The organism is Candidatus Microbacterium colombiense (assembly GCA_029203165.1).
Lineage (GTDB): Bacteria > Actinomycetota > Actinomycetes > Actinomycetales > Microbacteriaceae > Microbacterium > Microbacterium colombiense.
The window spans coordinates 2,037,794-2,056,975 of record CP119308.1 but is presented as its reverse complement, the minus strand read 5'-3'; the positions used below and the strand labels follow the sequence as shown (position 1 = coordinate 2,056,975).

The following is a 19,182-nucleotide window of genomic DNA, read 5'->3' as shown; positions in this document are numbered from 1 at the left end:
GACGGATTACTCTGCGTCGGCGGCGGAAGCCTCAGCGGCCTCCGCGTCGGCGGCGGGGGCGTCGGCCGGAGCCTCGACCTTCTTCTCCGCCTTGGGCTTCACGACGGACTTCTTGGAAGCGTCGATCTCGAACGGAACCTTGGGCTCCTTGACCTTGAGCGTGGACTTCGCGTCCTTGTCGCCCTTGAACTTGCCCCAGTCGCCCGTGATCTTGAGGATGGCGGCGACCTGCTCGGTCGGCTGAGCGCCGACGGACAGCCAGTACTGCGCCCGCTCGGAGTCGACCTCGATGAACGAGGGCTCCTCGGTGGGGTGGTACTTGCCGATCTCTTCGATCACGCGACCATCGCGCTTGGTCTTCGAGTCGGCGACGACGATGCGGTAGTACGGCGCACGGATCTTGCCCAGGCGCTTGAGACGAATCTTGACAGCCACGATTCTCCTGAATTGTGTGGAAGGAAACGAACTGATCGCCTGGAGAGTGGGGTGCACACCCGGCGGAAGCTCTGAAAGGAGGACTCTCCTGCTGGATAGAGGGTCGAGCAGGTCGTCCGACCTTCTATTCTGCCAGATCCGAGCGCCAGGAGCGAAACGTGGCGACACGCCTGTTGTCGCGGCGATCCTCGCGCGTGTCAGACTGTGCTCGTGACGCTCGACTTCGCGCCTTCGGCCCGTTCCACCGTCGGACTGGAATGGGAGATCATGCTCGCCGATCCGGTGAGTGGTGATCTGGTCGGCCGCGCCCCGGAACTCCTCGCGGCGCTCGAGGACGAGAGCGCAGATGAGCGCCACACGGTCACCGGCGAGCTGCTCACCAACACGATCGAGGTCACCAGCGGGATCGGCGATTCGGTCGCGCACGCGGTCGATGACATCGCCCAGGCGATCGCCGCCGTCAGATCAGCCACGGAACCGGCCGGCATCGAACTCCTCTCCGCCGGCAGCCACCCTTTCGCCCAGTGGTACGACCAGGACGTGACGGACAAGACTCGCTATCACACCCTGATCGAGCGCACTCAGTGGTGGGGGCGCAACATGATGATCTGGGGCATACACGTGCACGTCGGAGTCGATGATCACCGCAAGGTGTTCCCGATCATCAACGCCCTGACCGGGTTCCTCCCCCATCTCCAGTCGATCGCGGCATCCAGTCCGTTCTGGGCCGGGGAGCGAACCGGATACGCATCCAACCGTGCCCTCGTCTTCCAGCAGCTTCCGACCGCCGGGTTGCCCTGGCCACTGCAGAACTGGGCGCAGTACGAGGCGTACATGGACGACATGATCCGCACCGGCGTCATGTCGGATGCCACGGAGGTGCGGTGGGACATCCGCCCCGCACCCCGCTGGGGCACGATCGAGGTACGGGCATGCGACGGCGTCTCGACGCTTCCGGAGCTCGCAGCGATCGCCTCGCTGGTACAGGTGCTGGTCGAGAGCTTCTCGCGAGCGCTCGACGAGGGTCGCACACTCCCCCAGATGCCGGCCTGGTTCCACCGTGAGAACAAGTGGCGCGCGGCCCGGTACGGGCTGGACGCCCGGGTCATCGTGGATGCCGATGGCACGCAGCTTCCGGTGCGCGAGCACCTCGCCCAGACCATCGACGAGTTGGCACCCGTGGCCGTGGAGCTCGGCTGCGCACGCGAGTTCGCCAGCGTGCACACGATCCTCGCCGACGGCGCCAGCTACGCACGCCAGCTCGCCGTCGCCGACGCCTCGGACGGAGACCTGGGTGAAGTCGTGCGGCATCTGATCCGCGAGTTCCGCTCCGGGCCGGAGTCGTCGGTCGACGAAGACTGACGCTCAGTCATCGACGAGCTGTCGGGCGAGGCCTTCGTCCAGGACGACGTCCGTGATGAGGTCTGCGGCGATGGCCGCGCGCAGGCTCACCAGTTTGGGGATGCCCGACACCACACAGACGCGCCGCGGTACACGCCGCAGCCGATCGAGTCCGGGACCGGTCGCACGCGCATTCACCCGGATGTCGCGCCAGGAGCCGTCGGAGCGGAAGAAGACGGTCGCCACGTCTCCGATCGCGTGGTCCTCGCGAAGACTCCGATAGTCGTCGCGGCCGAGGTAGCCTCCGACGTAGACGCGGCTCGGCACCTCTGCCGCGGGCGATCCGAGGCTGAAGACGGCGATGTCCATCTTGGCCTGAAGATCGAGTACACGCCGCGTACTGCGCTCACGCCACATCGCCTCACGTGTCGCGGGGTCATCGAAGAAGGCGGGAACCGGGAACTGCTGCACCTGTGCCCCGAACGCGCTGCCGAAGCGTTGCAGGATGTCGCTCGAGTACTCGACGCCGCTGGTCTGCGTGTTACCGGCTCCGTTGAGCTGCACGAACGTCGTGTTGTGCGTCTCCTTCTGGGTGAGTCCTCGACTCACGGCGCTGATGGTCGACCCCCACGCCACCCCGACGATCATGTTCGAGTCCACGAACTGCGAGAGCAGGCGGCCGGCGGTCAGTGCGACGCGTTCGAGTCGTTCGACCTCGCTGACGATCTCGGACATGGGGACGACATGCGCGGCGACGCGGTGACGGTCACGGATCCTCTGCTCAAGTATCCCGAGTCGCTCCAGCGGCGAATTGATCCGGATGTCGACGAGTCCGCTCTCCCGCGCGAAGCTCAGCAAGCGCGACACGGAAGAGCGCGACGTGCCCAACTCCTGCGCGATGACCTCCATCGTCTTGTCCTGCATGTAGTAGAGCTGCGCGGCGGTGAGCGCGGCGATCAGCTTGGAATCGCGGGATTGCGCGCCGGGATCGGCCATGACTTCCTCCTCGACCTCGATCCTTGCACATATGTGCAGTGGACTTGCGCGTAGCGATCCACAGGTCGATGCTGGGGGCAAGCAAGGAAAAGGGGTCGAAGATGATCGAGTCGACGCACTCGTCAGCAGAACGCGCCGAAGTTCGCGCGGTTCGCGAATCGGGACGCACGAGCGTCATTCTCATCGGCGGCGGGATCAATGGCATCTCGGCGTTCCGTGATCTGGCACTGCAGGGGGTGGATGTCCTCCTGGTGGAACGCGGCGACTTCGCCTCGGGCGCCTCTTCCGCATCGAGCCACATGATCCACGGCGGCATCCGCTACCTCGAGAACGGCGAGTTCCGCCTCGTGCGCGAGTCGGTCGAGGAGCGCAACGGACTGCTCAAGATCGCGCCGCACTACGTCAAGCCGCTGCAGACCACGATTCCGATCTATTCCACGTTCTCGGGAATCCTCTCCGCACCGTTGCGCTTCCTGACTCACAAGAGCGGCAAGCCGCAAGAGCGCGGCGCCTTCCTGATCAAGGTCGGACTGACCATCTATGACACGTTCTCGCGCGACGGCGGCTCCGTCCCCCGCCACCGCTTCCTCGGACGCAAGCGCTCCCTCACGGAGCTGCCGGCGCTCGACCCGAACATCAAGTACACGGCGACCTATTACGACGCGTCCATGCACGATCCGGAGCGACTCGCACTGGATGTGCTGCAGGACGGTCTCGCCGCCCACCCGGCCGCGCAGGCGCTGAACTACGTCGAGGCGATCGGTCGCGAAGGCGACACCGTCCTGCTTCGGGATCGCGAGAGCGGCACCGAGTTCGCGGTCGCCGCCGATGTCGTGGTGAACACCTCCGGGCCGTGGACGGACCTGACGAACGACGCGCTGGGAGCCGACACACGCTTCATGGGAGGCACGAAGGGTTCGCACATCGTGCTGGACCACCCGGAACTGCTCGAGGCGACCCGGGGCCGGGAGATCTTCTTCGAGCACTCTGACGGCCGCATCGTGCTCATCTACCCGCTCAAGGGACGAGTGCTCGTCGGGACCACCGACATCGACGCCGACCCTCGCGAGGTCGCCGTGTGCACGGAAGAGGAAGTCGACTACTTCTTCGATCTCATCCACCACGTGTTCCCGCAGATCGACGTGGATCGCGAGCAGATCGTCTACCGGTTCTCCGGCATCCGCCCGCTGCCGCGCCACGAGGACACCGCACCCGGATTCGTCTCACGCGACTACCGCATCGAGGTCGACGAGAAGGGCGCCGTGCCCCTCGTCAGCCTCGTGGGAGGCAAGTGGACGACGTTCCGCGCCCTCGGAGAGTCCCTTGCAGATGTGGTGCTCGGACTCATCGACCGCACCCGGACCGTATCCACGGCCGGTCGTGCGATCGGGGGCGGACGCGACTTCCCCCGCACGGAGAAGGCCAAGCGCATCTGGATCCAGGAGTACCTGCCGGGAGCCGGCGATCGTGCAGAGAAGCTGCTCGCCCGATACGGCACCCGTGCCGCGCAGGTCTGGGAGTTCATCGAGCAGGGTGATGATGTGGCGCTGGCCGACGGCGACCTGTCGACCCGGGAGCTCGAATGGATGGTCCAGCGAGAGATGGTGGCTCGCCTGCAGGACGTCATCCTCCGGCGCACGAGCATCGCGTTCGTCGGGAATGCGAACGGCGCCGTGATCGACGAGATCGCCGACGCACTCGCCCCGTTGCTCGGCTGGGACCGAGCCCGCCATGACGCGGAGCTCGAGCAGACCCGCGAACTGTTGAACGAAAGGCATGGACTCCATATCTCGTCGCACACCCGCGGCTGACGAGATCCTCGACCGTCGCCCTCCTTGCGGCGTTCTCCATCCAAGTGTCACGGCAGAGGGGCCGTGACACGCAAGAAAGGTCAATGAAGACATGGCTGATGTCAATCTCGGTCTCTACTTCCTGTCTGAGCTGGTGGGTACGGCGATGCTCGTCCTCCTCGGATGCGGTGTCGTCGCCAACGTCGCCCTGGCGAAGAACAAGGGCTTCGGTGGCGGCTTCCTGATGGTCAACTGGGGATGGGGCCTCGCGGTCTTCGCCGGTGTTCTGGTGTCCGCCTACTCCGGCGCCATCCTGAACCCCGCCGTCGGCGTGGGTCTGCTGATCTCCGGCACGATCACGTTCACGATGTTCCTCGTCGCGACCGCAGCAGAACTGGTCGGTGCCATCATCGGTGCCGTCGTGGTCTGGCTCGCGTACAAGCAGCATTTCGACGAGGAGCCGGAGGCCGCCAACAAGCTCGGCGTCTTCTCCACCGGTCCGTCGATCCGCTCCTACGGGTGGAACCTCGTCACGGAGATCATCGGCACCTTCGTCCTGGTGTTCGTGATCCTCGCTTTCGCTGACTACGGCGACATCCAGGTCGGAACGCCCGGTGGACTCGGACCGCTCACCGCGCTGCCCGTCGCTCTGCTGGTTGTCGCGATCGGCGCGTCGCTCGGTGGACCTACCGGTTACGCGATCAACCCCGCCCGTGACCTCGGCCCTCGCATCGCACACGCGATCCTCCCGATCAAGGGCAAGGGCGCCAGCGACTGGTCGTACTCCTGGGTACCGGTCGTCGGACCGCTCATCGGTGGTGCGATCGCCGCACTCGCCGCGCCCGTCCTGCTGCACCTCGCTTGATCCCACCTGAATTCAAAGGAGAACACACATGGCTGACTACATCCTCGCCATCGACCAGGGAACGACCTCCAGTCGCGCGATCATCTTCGACAAGAAGGGGAGCATCATCGCGACGGGCCAGAAGGAGCACGAGCAGATCCTACCCAAGGCCGGCTGGGTCGAGCACGACGCCGCCGAGATCTGGCGCAACGTCCAGGAGGTCATCGGTCTCGCATTGAGCCGTGCCGACCTCACCCGCCACGACATCGCCGCGGTAGGCATCACCAACCAGCGCGAGACCGCTGTGGTATGGGACAAGACCACCGGCACTCCGACGTACAACGCCATCGTCTGGCAGGACACCCGCACGCAGGAGATCGTCGACCGCCTCGCAGCCGACGGCGGCGTCGAGCGGTTCAAGCCGGTCGTCGGGCTCCCCCTGGCCACCTACTTCTCGGGCACCAAGATCGCGTGGATCCTCGAGAACGTCGATGGCGCGCGGGAGAAGGCGGAAGCCGGAGACCTGATCTTCGGCACCACCGACAGCTGGGTGCTGTGGAACCTCACCGGAGGTGTGGACGGCGGCGTGCACGCGACCGACGTCACGAACGCGTCGCGCACGATGTTCATGGACCTCGAGACGCTCGAGTGGCGTGAGGACATCCTCGAGGCCTTCGGCGTGCCGCGTTCGATGATGCCGGAGATCCGCTCCTCCTCCGAGGTCTACGGCGCTGCGGAGGACTCCTCCCTGCTCCGTGAGACTCCGATCGCCGGCATCCTCGGCGACCAGCAGGCGGCGACCTTCGGTCAGGCGGCGTTCCAGCAGGGTGAGAGCAAGAACACGTACGGCACGGGCTGCTTCCTGATCTTCAACACGGGCGAAGAGATCGTCCATTCGAAGAACGGGCTGCTGACCACCGTCGGGTACAAGCTGGGCGACGGTCCCACGCACTACGCTCTCGAGGGATCCATCGCCGTCACCGGCTCGCTGATCCAGTGGCTCCGTGACCAGCTGGGCATCATCTCCTCCGCCCCCGAGGTCGAAGAGCTGGCCGACAAGGTCGAGGACAACGGCGGCGTGTACATCGTGCCCGCGTTCTCCGGCCTCTTCGCACCGTACTGGCGCCCGGATGCCCGCGGCGCGATCGTCGGCCTCACCCGCTACGCCAACAAGAACCACATCGCACGTGCGGCGCTCGAGGCCGTGGCATTCCAGACGCGCGATGTGCTCGATGCGGTGAACGCCGACGCCGGTGTGGACCTCACCGAGCTCAAGGTCGACGGCGGCATGGTCGCGAATGACGCGCTCATGCAGTTCCAGGCCGATGTGCTGGGTGTCCCGGTCGTGCGCCCGGTCGTCGCCGAGACCACGGCACTGGGAGCCGCATACGCGGCCGGCCTGGCCGTCGGATTCTGGAGCGGGCTCGACGACCTCTCCGCCAACTGGCAGGAGGATCGCCGCTGGGAGCCCTCCATGGAGGATGCCGAGCGCGACCGTCAGCTGCGCCTGTGGCGCAAGGCCGTGACGAAGTCGATGGACTGGGTCGACGACGACGTCAAGTAGTCGGTCACCATCGACGGAGCGGGTTCGGAGAGTTTCTCCGGGCCCGCTTCGTCGTGTCAGGAGCCGTGCTCGTCAACCCAGAGCATGATCGATGACAGCAAGGAAGGCTCGAGCCACCGCCCGAGGGGCCGCGATGTCCCAGGCGACGTACTCCACGCGCTCCGGTCCGTCGTCGACTTCGACCGTCACGACATCAGCGGAGGAACGGTGCACCGTGCCGGGAGGGAGCAACGTCACCGCGAGGCCGGCCGCGACCAGTCCCAGAATGAGCGTGGCGGAATCCGCCTCGAACGCCACATCACGCCGCAGCCCTGCTGACGCGAACGCTGCGTCGCTCTGCGAGCGCCCCGAGGTGGCAGCCGGGAAGTCGGCGAAGGTGAGCCCTTCCATCTCGTGGAGGGTGATCGTGCTGCGCGAGGCCAGCTCGTGTGCGGTGGGCACGACCGCCACCAGCCGTTCGCGGGAGAGAAGCCGCGATGAGACACCGGCCGGGTCGGCGCCGGCTCGGAGCCCGAGCAGCGCGACATCGAGATCGCCCTGGCGCAGAGCCGACGTCAAAGTATCGCTGTTGCCCACGCGCAGTTCCACTCGCGTCGCCGGGTGAGCAGCGCGGTAGATGACGAGCAACGCCGGCAGATCGACGGCCGTCACGGTGGGGATCACTCCGATGCGAAGCGTGCCGATGACGATCCCCGACGCCTCTGCCACGGCCTCCCTGGCCTGGTCTGTCGCACGGAGCGCGGCGCGTGCATGGGCGATGAACGCCTCGCCCGCCTCACTCGGGCGCACGCTGCGGCTCGATCGGACGAACAGGCGCTGTCCCAGTTCGCGCTCGAGGGCGGCGATCTGGTGGCTGAGAGCCGATTGGGTGACGAAACATCGCTCAGCCGCACGCGTGAAACTCCCGGTGTCGGCGACCTCGACGACGTAGCGCAGTTGCTGGAGCTCCATGCATTCATGATTGCAGTTCATGCAAATCGTGACAAACATGCGTTGGACTCATCACATGTGACGGATCAGGCTGGTCACATGAATCGACTCACCATCGTGCTGCTGACCGCACTCGCGCCGATCGCCTGGGGAACCACCTACCTGGTCACCACTGAGCTGCTTCCTGCCGGCCATCCTCTTTTCGCCGGCCTTCTCCGTTCCCTGCCGGCCGGGATCATCGCGGTGCTGATCAGTCGCCGGCTCCCCCACGGGTCCTGGTGGATCAAGATCTTCGCCCTCGGAGCGCTCAACATCGGGGCGTTCTTCCCGCTTCTGTTCCTCGCCGCGGAACGGCTGCCCGGAGGGGTCGCCGCGGCCGTCGCCGGCGCTCAGCCGCTCATCGTACTCACGCTGGGGGCGCTCGTGCTGCACGAGCTGATTCGATCGGTGACGGCAGCCGCTGCCGTCGTCGGCGCCGGTGGGGTCGCCATGGTGGTCGTCGGCCCGGCGGCCGAACTGGATGCATGGGGAATCCTCGCCGCACTGGGCGGGGTCGCGGCAACCGGAGTCGGCATGATCCTCACCAAACGATGGGGACGCCCGGTGGGCGTGGGACCCGTCGCCTATGCCGGGTGGCAGCTCACAGCCGGCGGTCTTCTGCTGCTCCCGATCACGCTGCTCGCCGAAGGTGTGCCGTCGACGATCGACGGCGGGGCGATCCTCGGCTACATCTGGCTCGGCACCGCGGGCGGCATCGTCGCCTACACGCTGTGGTTCCGAGGCATCCAACTGCTGCCCGTGATCGCTCCCGGTCTGCTCGCCCTGCTCTCGCCGATCGTCGCGACTCTCCTGGGCGTACTCATCGCCGGTGAGCGATTCACCTCCCTGCAGGCACTGGGATTCGTGCTCACGATCGCCGCACTGATCATCGGACAGATCTTCGCCCGTCCGACGCAGCGCGACGTCACCGCACGAACAGACGGGTCCGCCGCGTCACCGGTGGTGACCGCCCGCGTATGAGGAGTGCTCAGGCCTTGCCGAAGAGCTTCTGGATCTCGGCGAGTTCCGCCTCCGAGGGAGCTTTCGCTCCGCCGCCGAGGCCGAAACCCGAGCCGGTCGGCGTGGCCGCAGGCGCGACTCCCGCGTTCTCCGCCGCACGCTTCGCCGGGTTGCCCGACCGTGAGCCACCGGAGCTCTTCGCCTTCTTTCCCCGCTTGGAGGAGGCGCCCGGACGGCCCATTCCGGGAACCGGTCCCATGCCGGGGATGTTCGGAGTGCCGCCGCGGGCGACCGTCTTCATCATCTTCGCGGCCTGATCGAATCGCGCGACGAGCTGGTTGACATCGGTCACGGTCATTCCCGAACCCCGTGCGATGCGCAGTCGACGTGAGCCGTTGAGCACCTTGGGGTTGCGGCGTTCGACCGGCGTCATCGACCGGATGATCGCCTCGGTGCGGTCGATCTCGCGCTCGTCGAAGTCGTCGAGCTGCTGCTTCATCTGCCCCATGCCGGGGAGCATCCCCAGCATCTTCTTCATCGAGCCCATCTTCTTCATCTGCTGAAGCTGGTCGAGGAAGTCTTCGAGCGTGAACTGCTCGGTGGCGAGCTTCTCGGCCATCTTGATGGCCTCGTCCTCATCGAAGGCCTGCTGCGCCTGCTCGATGAGAGTGAGGATGTCGCCGAGGTCGAGGATGCGGCTCGCCATGCGATCAGGGTGGAACGGCTCGAGATCCTCGAGTCGCTCACCGGTCGAGGCGAAGATGATCGGGCGCCCGGTGACCGAGGCGACCGACAGGGCGGCACCACCACGGGCGTCTCCGTCGAGCTTGGACAGGACGACTCCGGTGAAGTCCACGCCTTCCTGGAACGCCTTGGCGGTGTTGACGGCGTCTTGACCGATCATCGCGTCGATGACGAAGAGCACCTCGTCGGGGTCGACGGCCTTGCGGATGTCGGCGGCCTGCTTCATGAGCTCGGCGTCGACACCGAGTCGACCGGCGGTGTCGATGATCACGACATCGTGCTGTTGACGACGCGCGTACTCGACCCCATCGCGAGACACTGCGACCGGATCTCCGACGCCGTTGCCAGGTTCGGGCGCGTAGACGCTCGCTCCCGCCTGCTCGGCGACGACCTGGAGCTGGTTCACGGCGTTCGGGCGCTGGAGGTCCGCAGCCACGAGGAGCGGTGTGTGCCCCTCCCCCTCGAGCTGCTTGGCGAGCTTGCCGGCGAACGTCGTCTTACCCGATCCCTGAAGTCCGGCGAGCATGATGACCGTCGGCGCCGTCTTCGCGAACTGCAGGCGCCGCTGCTCGCCTCCGAGGATCTGCACGAGTTCCTCGTTGACGATCTGCACCACCTGCTGTGCGGGGTTCAGCGCTTTGCTGACCTCATCGCCCAGGGCGCGCTCGCGCACTTTGGCCGTGAACTCCTTCACGACGGACAGCGCCACGTCGGCATCGAGCAGGGCGCGTCGGATCTCACGGACGGTGCCGTCGACGTCGGCCGCAGTGAGCTTTCCCTTCGTGCGCAGGTTGCGGAAGGTCTCGGTGAGCCGATCGGAGAGCGTGCCAAAGGTAGCCATGGTGCTTACGATTCTACGCGAGCGGCGCCTCCATGCTCAGCGCGACGCGAAGCTCCGCTTTCGCCCGCTGATAGCGACCGCGCACCGTGGATGCCGGGATGCCGAGGATCGACGCGGCATCGGCGAGAGAGAAGCCGTCCCAGTGCACCAGACGAACGATTTCCGCATCATCAGGCGAGAGACGGGAGATCGCGTCCCTCACCTCGGCGCCGGAATCAGCGGCAGGAGTCGTCAGATCGTCGCCGGTGTGAACTCGGATGCGGTCGGCGAGAGCCCACCGGCGGCGTGCACCCCGCGCGTGGTTCTGGAGGGTGCCACGAGCGATCCCGAACAGCCACATGCGCGCACGCACCTCGTCATCCGGGAGCTCGCTCACGCGTCGCCAGGCGACGACCATCGTCTCTCCCAGCAGATCCGGGGCGTCATCCGCTCCGACTCTGCGGTGCAGATAGGCGAGCAAGTCCGACGCGGTGCTTTCCAGCGAACGCGTGAGGCGCGCTGCGTCGCGACTCACCGCCCTCCCCAATCCTCGGAATCGCAGTGCACCTGACTGTGCGAGCCGGTGCCCGCCAACGCCGGGGTATCGAATCCCTGTGCGGCGAGCTCCTCGTGCAGGAGCTCGGCGACGGCCTGCTCGCGCGCCATCCAGGCGTTCACGTCCGCCCGCCGGGGATCGTCAGCAGCGGCGGGGTCGGCAGCGTCAGCACTCTCGAACACGGCGAGGTACCGCGGCACGAGGCGTTCGACATCGGCCTGGATGTCCGTGTTCGCGAACCACTCGTCGACGATCTGATTGACCCGGGCGTTCGTGAACGGATTGCCGGTGTCGAGGGCGCTGAACCGCAGTTCGCACTGACCCCAGGTCGGCGAGGTGTAGGCATAGACGCGATCGGGGTTGTCGAGCCCCGAGCCCCAGACCCAATCCCCGGAGGCAGTGGCGATGCCTGCGCCTCCCACCAGCAACAGCGCCAGCGCTCCGCCGACCAGCGCATTGCGTCGACCGCGGCGCGGTGGTCGCCCCTCCGACCGTGACGCCGCGATCATCGCTCGCGTGTCCGCCACGTCGATACGGCGTCGATCAGGCGCCGAGGTGTTCAGCAGTTCATCCAGCGGATCAGTGGTCATGAGATTCCCTCTCGTCGAGTGGTGCGTCACTCATGACCTGTCCGGTCCGGCGCGAGATGTCCTCCGACTCTCAGATGCTCCACGGCAGATCGTGGATCGTGTCGACGGCGCCCAGGAACACAGCCTCGGGTGTTCCCCGACCCGCACCCCGCTCGGCCCACACGCGAAGAGATGACAGCACAGCCGTCGCGTGGGCAGCACCCAGGATGTCGGCACGGATCACGTCGATCCCCGTCGCGACAGCGGCGTTCGAGATGCCGGCCGACAGTCGCGCGTGGCGGAGCCCCGTGTCGCGTACCAGTTCGTCCTGCAATCCCATCGCCGTGGCGTTGCGCAGGGCGAGAGCGAGAGGGTCGGGCTCGAAGCCTCGCACGATGCGCACCAGCGCGGTGCGGACATCCTCTCCGCTCGCCTGCTCACCGAGACCCTGTAGAGAGCGGAGCGCGTCATCGATACGCTCGTCGATGCCGGACCACAGCACATCGCTCTTCGACGTGAAGTAGTTGAAGAAGCTGGACCGGCTCACTCCCGCTCGCTGCGTGATGTCCGCGACCGATGTGGCGTCGTATCCGCGTTCCAGGAAGAGCTCGCACGCCGCCTCGGCGAGGGTCTCGCGCGACGAGGCCTTGGGGCGTCCCGCGCGACCAGTGGAGCTCATGCCTTCACGCTACCGCTGTTGCGCGGCGTGAACCCTCATCGGTGGTGCGGGGGTATTGTTAGACGCGATCCAACTACCTCCTTCCATCGGAGATCCCATGCTCGACATCATGACTCCCGGACTCGCTCCGCACCTGATCCCCTACGCACAGGGGTGGGACCTGCAGCGACAGATACACGGGGAGGTCGTGAGCGGCACGCGGCCGGACACGCTGATCCTCCTCGAGCACGAAGCGGTCTACACCGCGGGCAAACGGACCGAGCCGCAGGAGAGACCGACGGACGGCACCCCCGTCATCGACGTCGATCGCGGGGGCAAGATCACCTGGCACGGGCCGGGACAGCTCGTCGGATATCCGATCGTCCGCCTTCCCGAGCCGATGGACGTCGTGGCCCACGTTCGCCGACTGGAGCGGCTGCTCATCGACGTGCTGCGGCCATACGGAGTCGATGGCTACCAGGTGGAAGGCCGCAGCGGGGTCTGGGTTCGTCGCCCCCTGTCGGAGGACAAGGTCGCGGCCATCGGCGTGCGAGTACAGCAGGGCGTCACGATGCACGGATTCGCCGTCAACTGCGACAACAGCCTCTCCGGCTTCCGCGGCATCATCCCCTGCGGCATCACGGATGCGGGAGTCACCACCGTCAGCGAGGTCGCCGGTGCGCGCATCTCCCCCGCCGACATCGTCGACAGCGTCAGCGCAGCATTCACCACCGAATACGCAGGAGTTCACGCATGACCGCCGCACCCGAAGGACGCAAGCTCCTCCGACTGGAGATCCGCAACGCCGAGACGCCGATCGAGCGCAAGCCGGAATGGATCAAGACGAAGGCGAAGATGGGGCCGGAGTACACCGCTCTCCACTCCCTCGTGAAGAGCGAGGACCTGCACACGGTGTGCCAGGAGGCCGGCTGCCCGAACATCTTCGAGTGCTGGGAGGACCGCGAGGCCACGTTCCTCATCGGTGGCTCACAATGCACGCGGCGCTGTGACTTCTGCCAGATCGACACCGGAAAGCCCGACGCCTACGACACGGATGAGCCGCGACGTGTCGCGGAGAGCGTCGTGCGCATGAATCTGCGGTACGCGACCGTCACCAGCGTCGCCCGCGATGACCTCCCGGACACCGGAGCCTGGCTGAACGCCGAGACCGTGCGGAAGATCCATGAGCTGAATCCGAACACCGGGGTGGAGCTGCTCGCGAACGAGCACAACGCGGACCCGGCGTTCCTGGGACAGATCTTCGATGCCCGCCCGGAGGTCTTCGCCCACAATGTCGAGACCGTTCCGCGCATCTTCAAGCGCATCAGACCGGCCTTCCGCTACGAACGATCTCTCGACGTGCTCACGCAGGGGCACAATGCCGGCCTCATCACGAAGTCCAACCTGATCCTCGGCATGGGCGAGGAACCCGAAGAGGTCGTCCAAGCTCTGCACGACCTCCACGACGCCGGGTGCGACATCATCACCATCACCCAGTACCTGAGGCCGTCGCCGCGTCACCTCCCGGTCTCGCGATGGGTGAAGCCCGCCGAGTTCGTCGAGTTCAAGGAAGAGGCCGAGCGGATCGGCTTCCTCGGAGTGCTGGCCGGGCCGCTCGTGCGGTCGTCGTACCGGGCCGGCCGCCTATGGGCGCAGTCGATGATCTCGAAGGGCCGGGAGATTCCTCCCCACCTCGCCCACATCGCCGAGAGCGCAGACCTCGGCTTCGCGCAGGCCGTGTGACGATGAGCGTCAGTCGGCGCTCATCACGGACTGCACGGTGCCGTCGGAACCGAGGTTGACCAGCAGGACGTCGTCGGTCGAATCAGCATCGAGCGCGTATTCGAGCACCGCGAACGGCTCGGAGCCGCCGTGCTCGTCCGCCAGGATCGTCATGCTCATCAGACGCAGGGAACGGATGATGTCGACGGCGGCATCGCCCGAGACGTCGACCAGGATCTCCGCGAGCTCCTCGCCGTAGGCCTCCTGCTGTTGCAGGATGTACTCGGTCACCTCGCTCGTGCGGTCATCGACCTCCGCCAGCATTCCGCGGCGCGCGGTGTCATCGACGCCCTCGAGACCGGAGATCAGCGAAGCGGCGATGTCGAGCGCGTCGGACGACACGTCGTCCTGGTCGGGCGCGGTCAGATCGACGGTGACGTTCTGGTCGCCGAGCTCGACGGTCTCCGACCAGAAGATCGAGCCGTCGGGCCCTGAGGACAGGAGTCCGAAGTAGTCATGTTCGATCGCCATAACGCTATGAAACCAGCCTCGTGCTCGGTGCGGTAGTCCCGTCGTCATCCGACCAGCGATTGGACGAACACGTGCGGGGTGAATCCGGTCAGATCGTCGATGCCTTCGCCTTGCCCGAGGAGTTTCACGGGGATGCCGGTGCGCTCCTGGACCGCGAGCACGAAGCCGCCCTTGGCCGATCCGTCGAGCTTCGTGAGAACGAGTCCGGTCACTCCGGCATGCTCCAGGAAGGCCTCCGCCTGCAGAACGCCGTTCTGCCCTGTGGTGGCGTCGAGCACGAGCAACACCTCACTGATCGGCGCCTGCTTCTCGACCACGCGCCGAACCTTGGAGAGCTCGTCCATCAGACCACCCTTGGTGTGCAGCCGTCCCGCGGTGTCGATGATCGCGATCTCGATGCCTTCGCGCTTCGCATACTCGACGGTCTGGAAGGCGACGGATGCCGGGTCCTGGCCTTCCTGCTGCGGTCGGACGATCGCCGCGCCGCCCCGCTGCGCCCACGTCGCCAGCTGATCGACAGCCGCGGCGCGGAAGGTGTCGGCCGCTCCGACCACGACACTGCGCTGGAATCCGCGCAGGAACTTGGTGAACTTACCGATCGTCGTCGTCTTCCCGACGCCGTTGACCCCGACGACGAGCACCACGGCCGGCCGCTCGGTGAGTTTCAGCGTGGTGTCGAACTTGGCGAAGTGCTCCTCGAGCGTCTCGCGCAGCATCCGCTGAAGATCCTTCGGGTCTGTCGTGCGGTAGCGCTCGACCTTCTCCCGAAGCTCTTCGACGATGCGCTCACTGATGTCGGGACCGAAGTCCGCCGTGATGAGCGCGGTCTCGAGGTCCTCCCACGTCGTCTCGTCGATGGTGGGCTTGACGAACATGCCGCGCAGCGCGCGACCGAGGGACCAGGACTTCTCCGCCATCCCTCCAGCCTACGTGTCGAGCGACGTCCGCAGATGCGGCACGCTCATCAGCTCGCGGCTATCGCCCGATCCCCCACGCGCTGCCCGACGACCGCGGACACACCGTCCTGTCGCATCGAGACGCCGTACAGCGCGTCAGCGATCTCCATCGTGCGCTTCTGATGCGTGATGACCAACAGCTGCGAGCTCTCCCGCAACTGCTCGAACACGGTGAGCAATCGGCCGAGGTTCGCATCGTCGAGCGCCGCCTCCACCTCGTCGAGGATGTAGAACGGGCTGGGTCGGGCCTTGAAGATCGCGACGAGGAGTGCCACGGCCGCCAGCGAACGCTCGCCGCCCGAGAGGAGGGACAGCCGCTCGATCTTCTTGCCGACGGGGCGCACGGAGACTTCGATGCCCGTCGTGAGCATGTTGTCGGGATCGGTGAGCGAGATGCTCCCGGTGCCGCCGGGGAAGAGCAGCGGGAACACCTCGCCGAACGCCTCCTTCGTGTCTTCGAAGGCGCTCGCGAAGATGGTCTGCATGCGCTCGTCGAGATCGGCGATGATCGTCAGCAGGTCCTGACGCGTCTGCGTGAGATCGGCGAGCTGCTCGGTGAGGAATGCGTGTCGCTGTTCCAGGGCGGCGAACTCCTCGAGCGCGAGGGGATTGACCCTCCCGAGCTGCGCGAGCTTGCGCTCCGACTCGGCGAGCCGGCGCTGCTGGATGCGCCGATCGAAGGGAATCGCGGCGGAATCATCCGTGTCCTCGCCGGAATCGACCGAACCAGGATCACGGGGCACGAGCTCGTCGGGTCCATATTCCGCAACGAGAATATCTTCGTCGAGGGCGAGCTCCGAGGCGACGCGTTCCAGCAGGCTGTTCAGGTGCAGCTTCTTCTCGTGGATCTGCAGTTCCAGGCCGTGCACGCTCTCCGTCAGACCCGCGAGCCGCTCACGAAGAGACGATTCCTGCGCACGCAGAGCCGTCAGCTCCTGATTCTGCGCGGCCCTCGCCGTCTCCGCCTCGGCCAGTGAGAGCCGAGCCTCCGTCACCGATCGGTCGAGGGAATCGAGGATGCGCGGGAGCTCCTCGGCGACCTCCTGGGCGGCCTCCCTCTGCGCACGCCGGATGACAGCGCGCCGGGCGGCCTCGGCTGCCGCACCGCGCTCCTGTTCCCGCTGGCGCTCCAATGACGTGACTCGCGCCTGGGCCGCGCGCACGCGCTCACGCAAGGTCTCGATCTCGAGCCGCGCCCGGACCTCGCCCTCGCGGGCAGCCTCCAACGATTCCAGCAGGCCATCCCGCGCCGACGCATCGAGGACCGGCCGCGGTGCTGAGACGGCTGCGTCGAGCGCGGCTGTGGCGGCCTGGGCTTTCGCCTCGGCATCCGCCACGGCCGCCTGGGCCTGTACGACGCCGGACTCCAGCCTCTCGCACTCCGCCACGGCGGCTTCGTGCTGGACGGAAATCCGGTTGACCTGCTCGGCATACGTGGCCAGTGCCGCGTCGTGCTCACGAAGCGAGCGCAAGGAGTCCTTCGCGTGACGCCGCGCCGTCTCGACTGTTTCGGTCGCGTCATCCCTCGCCTCGCGCAGGGAATCCACCACGACCTGGATCTCGGAGAGTCGTTCCGTCGCCGCGTCGCGCTCGGCCGCCAGCTCCAGGCGCGAACGTTCTCCATCGGCACCGGTGCGCAGGGTCTGAGCCGTGACCACGTCGCCGGTGACCGTGACGATCGTCGTGGTGGTGTCCTCGGCCGCATCGAGCGCGCTACGAGCCGCGCGTGCCGCATCGAGATCATCGGCGATGAGCACATGCGCCAGGATCCCCAGCACCCCGTCCGGGGCTGTCACCGTATCGACGGCGGGCGTCACTCCGGCGAGATCGGGGAGGGAGACCGACGGGCGCCGCGCATCGGCGACGACGAAGTCGACGACTCCCCTGCGCGCGTCTGCTGCCTCGCGGGCGAGCACGAACGCGGCGGCCGACGAATCCACGAGCACACCTTCGGCCAGCGGACCGAGCACGGCCGCGACGGCCGCTTCGAATCCTGCGCGCACCTGTACCGCGTCTCCGACGAGTCCACGGACGCCGGGCAGCGCAGACTTCACGATCTCGGCCGCCCCTCCGGACAGGGCCAGAGCGCTGCTCAGAGCCGCCGCCTTCGCGGTGAGCGCATCGACCTCACGCTCGGCGGAATGGAGGCGTTCACGCAGAGCCTCGCGCTCCGACTCGGCCGACGTCGCCGCGCGTTGCGCGCTCTCGTAGGCCGCCGCATGCTCCGCCGCCGACCCCTCGGGGGCCTCCGCCTCATCGATCGCCTCGAGCGCATCTGCCGCCTCTCGGCGTCGCAGATTCGCCGCTTCCAAGGCGTTCTCCTGACGGAGCACGGCGCCTCTGACCGCCGCGAGAGCGGAGGCCGCCGCATCCGCCGTTCCGCGCAGCGCGCTGAGATGCATGTCGTACTGCGAGACGAGGGCGCTCTGCTCTGCGATGTCGACGTCGAGTGTGTCGAGCTCTGCGCGGGCGCTCACGACCTCGCGACTCGCGGTGACCGCCGCATCCTGCGCGTCGCCCAACCCGGCGGAGATCTCGGTGATCTCGTCCTTCGCCTCATCGATCGTGCTCTGCGTCACGGTGACCGCCGTCACCGCGGCATCATCCTCTTCCGAGCCGAGCAACGCCAGTCGCTGGTTCGCCAGGGTGTAGAGCCCTCTCATGCGCTCCTGCACCTGTTCCAGCCCGAACGCCACGCTGCGCGCTCGGTCGACGGCGACCGAGTTCTGATCCTGCTCCAGGCGGGCGATGCCCGCACGGACCCCCTCCGCCTGATCGGTCAAGACGAGACGCTCGGTGTGCCGCTCATGCTCCGTGCGCGTGTGGTCGGCCAGCGCGGTGCGCAATGCGACCACGTCGTCGGCGAAGATACGAGCCTTGGCATCGCGCACCACCGCGGCGATGGTCTGGGCCTCGCGCGCGATCTCCGCCTGCCGTCCGAGAGGTTTGAGCTGGCGACGGATCTCGCCGGCGAGGTCGCTCAGGCGGGTGAGGTTGGTCTCCATCGCATCGAGTTTGCGAAGGGTCTTCTCCTTGCGGCGGCGGTGCTTGAGGATCCCGGCGGCTTCTTCGATGAAGCCGCGCCGATCCTCCGGCGACGCCTGCAGCACGGTGTCGAGACGCCCCTGTCCGACGATCACATGCATCTCACGACCGAGTCCGGAGTCGCTCAGGAGCTCCTGCACGTCCAACAGTCGACAGTTGTCGCCGTTGATCGCGTACTCGCTCGATCCGTTGCGGAAGAGCGTGCGGCTGATCGTCACCTCGGCGAACTCGATCGGCAACGCCCCGTCGCTGTTGTCGATCGTCAGCTGGACTTCGGCCCGCCCGAGTGGACCCCGGGTCGAGGTCCCGGCGAAGATGACGTCCTCCATCTTTCCGCCACGCAAGGTCTTCGCGCCCTGCTCGCCCATCACCCAGGCCAGGCCGTCGACGACGTTCGACTTGCCGGAGCCGTTCGGTCCGACGATGCAGGTCACGCCGGGTTCGAAGACGAAGCTCGTCGGTTGCGCGAAGGACTTGAAGCCTTTGAGCGTCAGGCTCTTCAGGTGCATGCGGACACCACTCGTGCGGGGAGAATCACGCCCAAACGCTACCGGAATTCCGGCGAACAACCGTCATCCCGCGCGGGCGGACGCCGAACATGACGCCATCGCGACACGCCGTCTCCCGGTCGCGATGCTTGACGCGCATCCCCGCTGTTCGCTACGGTTGGCCACCGGATCGC

Annotated in this window: 17 protein-coding genes; 7 read left to right on the top strand and 10 right to left on the bottom strand. The window is 66.8% G+C overall.

The features are described 5' to 3' along the window. Positions 1-6: 6 nt before the first annotated feature. Positions 7-435: a 30S ribosomal protein S16 gene (gene rpsP / locus P0Y60_09885; GenBank protein ID WEK59688.1), complete on the bottom strand. Its 429-nt coding sequence runs from the start codon at positions 433-435 to the stop codon at positions 7-9. A 210-nt stretch (positions 436-645) separates the two neighbouring features. Here rpsP and P0Y60_09880 point away from each other — a divergent pair, with 210 nt between their 5' ends. Next, positions 646-1,797 carry a glutamate--cysteine ligase gene (locus tag P0Y60_09880; protein WEK59687.1) on the top strand — a complete coding sequence of 384 codons (1,152 nt, stop codon included), beginning with the start codon at positions 646-648 and terminating at the stop codon, positions 1,795-1,797. A 3-nt stretch (positions 1,798-1,800) separates the two neighbouring features. Here the strand turns inward: P0Y60_09880 and P0Y60_09875 are convergent, their stop codons facing one another. Beyond that, positions 1,801-2,772, bottom strand: coding sequence for a sugar-binding domain-containing protein (locus tag P0Y60_09875; GenBank protein ID WEK59686.1), 972 nt, complete (start codon positions 2,770-2,772; stop codon positions 1,801-1,803). 101 nt (positions 2,773-2,873) lie between these two features. Between P0Y60_09875 and P0Y60_09870 the strand changes: the two genes are divergently transcribed. The 3 genes from P0Y60_09870 to glpK all read left to right on the top strand — a co-directional run bounded on the left by P0Y60_09870 (position 2,874) and on the right by glpK (position 6,970). Further along, positions 2,874-4,583, top strand: coding sequence for a glycerol-3-phosphate dehydrogenase/oxidase (locus P0Y60_09870; protein WEK59685.1), 1,710 nt, complete (start codon positions 2,874-2,876; stop codon positions 4,581-4,583). Positions 4,584-4,674: 91 nt separating this feature from the next. After that, a complete protein-coding gene (locus P0Y60_09865; protein WEK59684.1) occupies positions 4,675-5,427 on the top strand; it encodes an aquaporin family protein in 753 nt (250 codons plus the stop codon). 28 nt (positions 5,428-5,455) lie between these two features. Further along, complete coding sequence (glpK, locus tag P0Y60_09860) at positions 5,456-6,970, top strand: glycerol kinase GlpK (GenBank protein ID WEK59683.1); 1,515 nt, start codon at positions 5,456-5,458, stop codon at positions 6,968-6,970. A gap of 72 nt (positions 6,971-7,042) precedes the next feature. Here the strand turns inward: glpK and P0Y60_09855 are convergent, their stop codons facing one another. Beyond that, positions 7,043-7,921 carry a LysR family transcriptional regulator gene (locus P0Y60_09855; protein ID WEK59682.1) on the bottom strand — a complete coding sequence of 293 codons (879 nt, stop codon included), beginning with the start codon at positions 7,919-7,921 and terminating at the stop codon, positions 7,043-7,045. 78 nt (positions 7,922-7,999) lie between these two features. Here P0Y60_09855 and P0Y60_09850 point away from each other — a divergent pair, with 78 nt between their 5' ends. Continuing rightward, the gene (locus P0Y60_09850; protein ID WEK59681.1) at positions 8,000-8,920 is read left to right on the top strand and encodes an EamA family transporter; all 921 of its coding nucleotides are present in this window, start codon (positions 8,000-8,002) and stop codon (positions 8,918-8,920) included. A gap of 7 nt (positions 8,921-8,927) precedes the next feature. On the opposite strand, the gene ffh is transcribed toward P0Y60_09850, so the two are convergent. The 4 genes from ffh to P0Y60_09830 form a co-directional block, all read right to left on the bottom strand. Beyond that, positions 8,928-10,484: a signal recognition particle protein gene (gene ffh, locus P0Y60_09845; GenBank protein ID WEK59680.1), complete on the bottom strand. Its 1,557-nt coding sequence runs from the start codon at positions 10,482-10,484 to the stop codon at positions 8,928-8,930. Between the two features lie 13 nt (positions 10,485-10,497). After that, a complete protein-coding gene (locus tag P0Y60_09840; GenBank protein WEK59679.1) occupies positions 10,498-10,998 on the bottom strand; it encodes a sigma-70 family RNA polymerase sigma factor in 501 nt (166 codons plus the stop codon). Beyond that, the gene (locus P0Y60_09835; protein WEK59678.1) at positions 10,995-11,609 is read right to left on the bottom strand and encodes a hypothetical protein; all 615 of its coding nucleotides are present in this window, start codon (positions 11,607-11,609) and stop codon (positions 10,995-10,997) included. Before P0Y60_09835 ends, P0Y60_09840 begins: the two co-directional genes overlap by 4 nt. Positions 11,610-11,679: 70 nt before the next feature. Further along, positions 11,680-12,267, bottom strand: a complete 588-nt coding sequence (locus P0Y60_09830; GenBank protein WEK59677.1) for a TetR/AcrR family transcriptional regulator — start codon at positions 12,265-12,267, stop codon at positions 11,680-11,682. A gap of 97 nt (positions 12,268-12,364) precedes the next feature. Between P0Y60_09830 and lipB the strand changes: the two genes are divergently transcribed. Both lipB and lipA read left to right on the top strand, forming a co-directional pair. After that, positions 12,365-13,003 carry a lipoyl(octanoyl) transferase LipB gene (lipB, locus tag P0Y60_09825; GenBank protein ID WEK59676.1) on the top strand — a complete coding sequence of 213 codons (639 nt, stop codon included), beginning with the start codon at positions 12,365-12,367 and terminating at the stop codon, positions 13,001-13,003. Beyond that, positions 13,000-13,989, top strand: a complete 990-nt coding sequence (gene lipA, locus P0Y60_09820) for a lipoyl synthase (protein ID WEK59675.1) — start codon at positions 13,000-13,002, stop codon at positions 13,987-13,989. The genes lipB and lipA overlap by 4 nt, the downstream gene beginning before the upstream one ends. A 9-nt stretch (positions 13,990-13,998) precedes the next feature. Here lipA and P0Y60_09815 read toward each other — a convergent pair whose 3' ends face one another. Genes P0Y60_09815 through smc form a run of 3 tightly spaced genes read right to left on the bottom strand, consistent with a single transcriptional unit; the run spans position 13,999 to position 19,009 of the window. Then, positions 13,999-14,499, bottom strand: coding sequence for a DUF2004 domain-containing protein (locus P0Y60_09815; GenBank protein WEK59674.1), 501 nt, complete (start codon positions 14,497-14,499; stop codon positions 13,999-14,001). A 44-nt stretch (positions 14,500-14,543) separates the two neighbouring features. Next, positions 14,544-15,416, bottom strand: coding sequence for a signal recognition particle-docking protein FtsY (gene ftsY, locus P0Y60_09810; protein ID WEK59673.1), 873 nt, complete (start codon positions 15,414-15,416; stop codon positions 14,544-14,546). A 47-nt stretch (positions 15,417-15,463) separates the two neighbouring features. After that, positions 15,464-19,009, bottom strand: a complete 3,546-nt coding sequence (gene smc, locus P0Y60_09805; protein ID WEK59672.1) for a chromosome segregation protein SMC — start codon at positions 19,007-19,009, stop codon at positions 15,464-15,466. Positions 19,010-19,182: the final 173 nt, after the last annotated feature.

Excerpts from the sequence above, each read along its gene's own strand:
- P0Y60_09875 (WEK59686.1), bottom strand. The coding sequence starts at position 2,772 with ATGGCCGATCCCGGCGCGCAATCCCGCGATTCCAAGCTGATCGCCGCG.
- P0Y60_09870 (WEK59685.1), top strand. The coding sequence starts at position 2,874 with ATGATCGAGTCGACGCACTCGTCAGCAGAACGCGCCGAAGTTCGCGCG.
- P0Y60_09865 (WEK59684.1), top strand. The coding sequence starts at position 4,675 with ATGGCTGATGTCAATCTCGGTCTCTACTTCCTGTCTGAGCTGGTGGGT.
- glpK (WEK59683.1), top strand. The coding sequence starts at position 5,456 with ATGGCTGACTACATCCTCGCCATCGACCAGGGAACGACCTCCAGTCGC.
- P0Y60_09855 (WEK59682.1), bottom strand. The coding sequence starts at position 7,921 with ATGGAGCTCCAGCAACTGCGCTACGTCGTCGAGGTCGCCGACACCGGG.
- P0Y60_09850 (WEK59681.1), top strand. The coding sequence starts at position 8,000 with ATGAATCGACTCACCATCGTGCTGCTGACCGCACTCGCGCCGATCGCC.
- ffh (WEK59680.1), bottom strand. The coding sequence starts at position 10,484 with ATGGCTACCTTTGGCACGCTCTCCGATCGGCTCACCGAGACCTTCCGC.
- P0Y60_09835 (WEK59678.1), bottom strand. The coding sequence starts at position 11,609 with ATGACCACTGATCCGCTGGATGAACTGCTGAACACCTCGGCGCCTGAT.
- P0Y60_09830 (WEK59677.1), bottom strand. The coding sequence starts at position 12,267 with ATGAGCTCCACTGGTCGCGCGGGACGCCCCAAGGCCTCGTCGCGCGAG.
- lipB (WEK59676.1), top strand. The coding sequence starts at position 12,365 with ATGCTCGACATCATGACTCCCGGACTCGCTCCGCACCTGATCCCCTAC.
- lipA (WEK59675.1), top strand. The coding sequence starts at position 13,000 with ATGACCGCCGCACCCGAAGGACGCAAGCTCCTCCGACTGGAGATCCGC.
- P0Y60_09815 (WEK59674.1), bottom strand. The coding sequence starts at position 14,499 with ATGGCGATCGAACATGACTACTTCGGACTCCTGTCCTCAGGGCCCGAC.
- ftsY (WEK59673.1), bottom strand. The coding sequence starts at position 15,416 with ATGGCGGAGAAGTCCTGGTCCCTCGGTCGCGCGCTGCGCGGCATGTTC.
- smc (WEK59672.1), bottom strand. The coding sequence starts at position 19,009 with ATGCACCTGAAGAGCCTGACGCTCAAAGGCTTCAAGTCCTTCGCGCAA.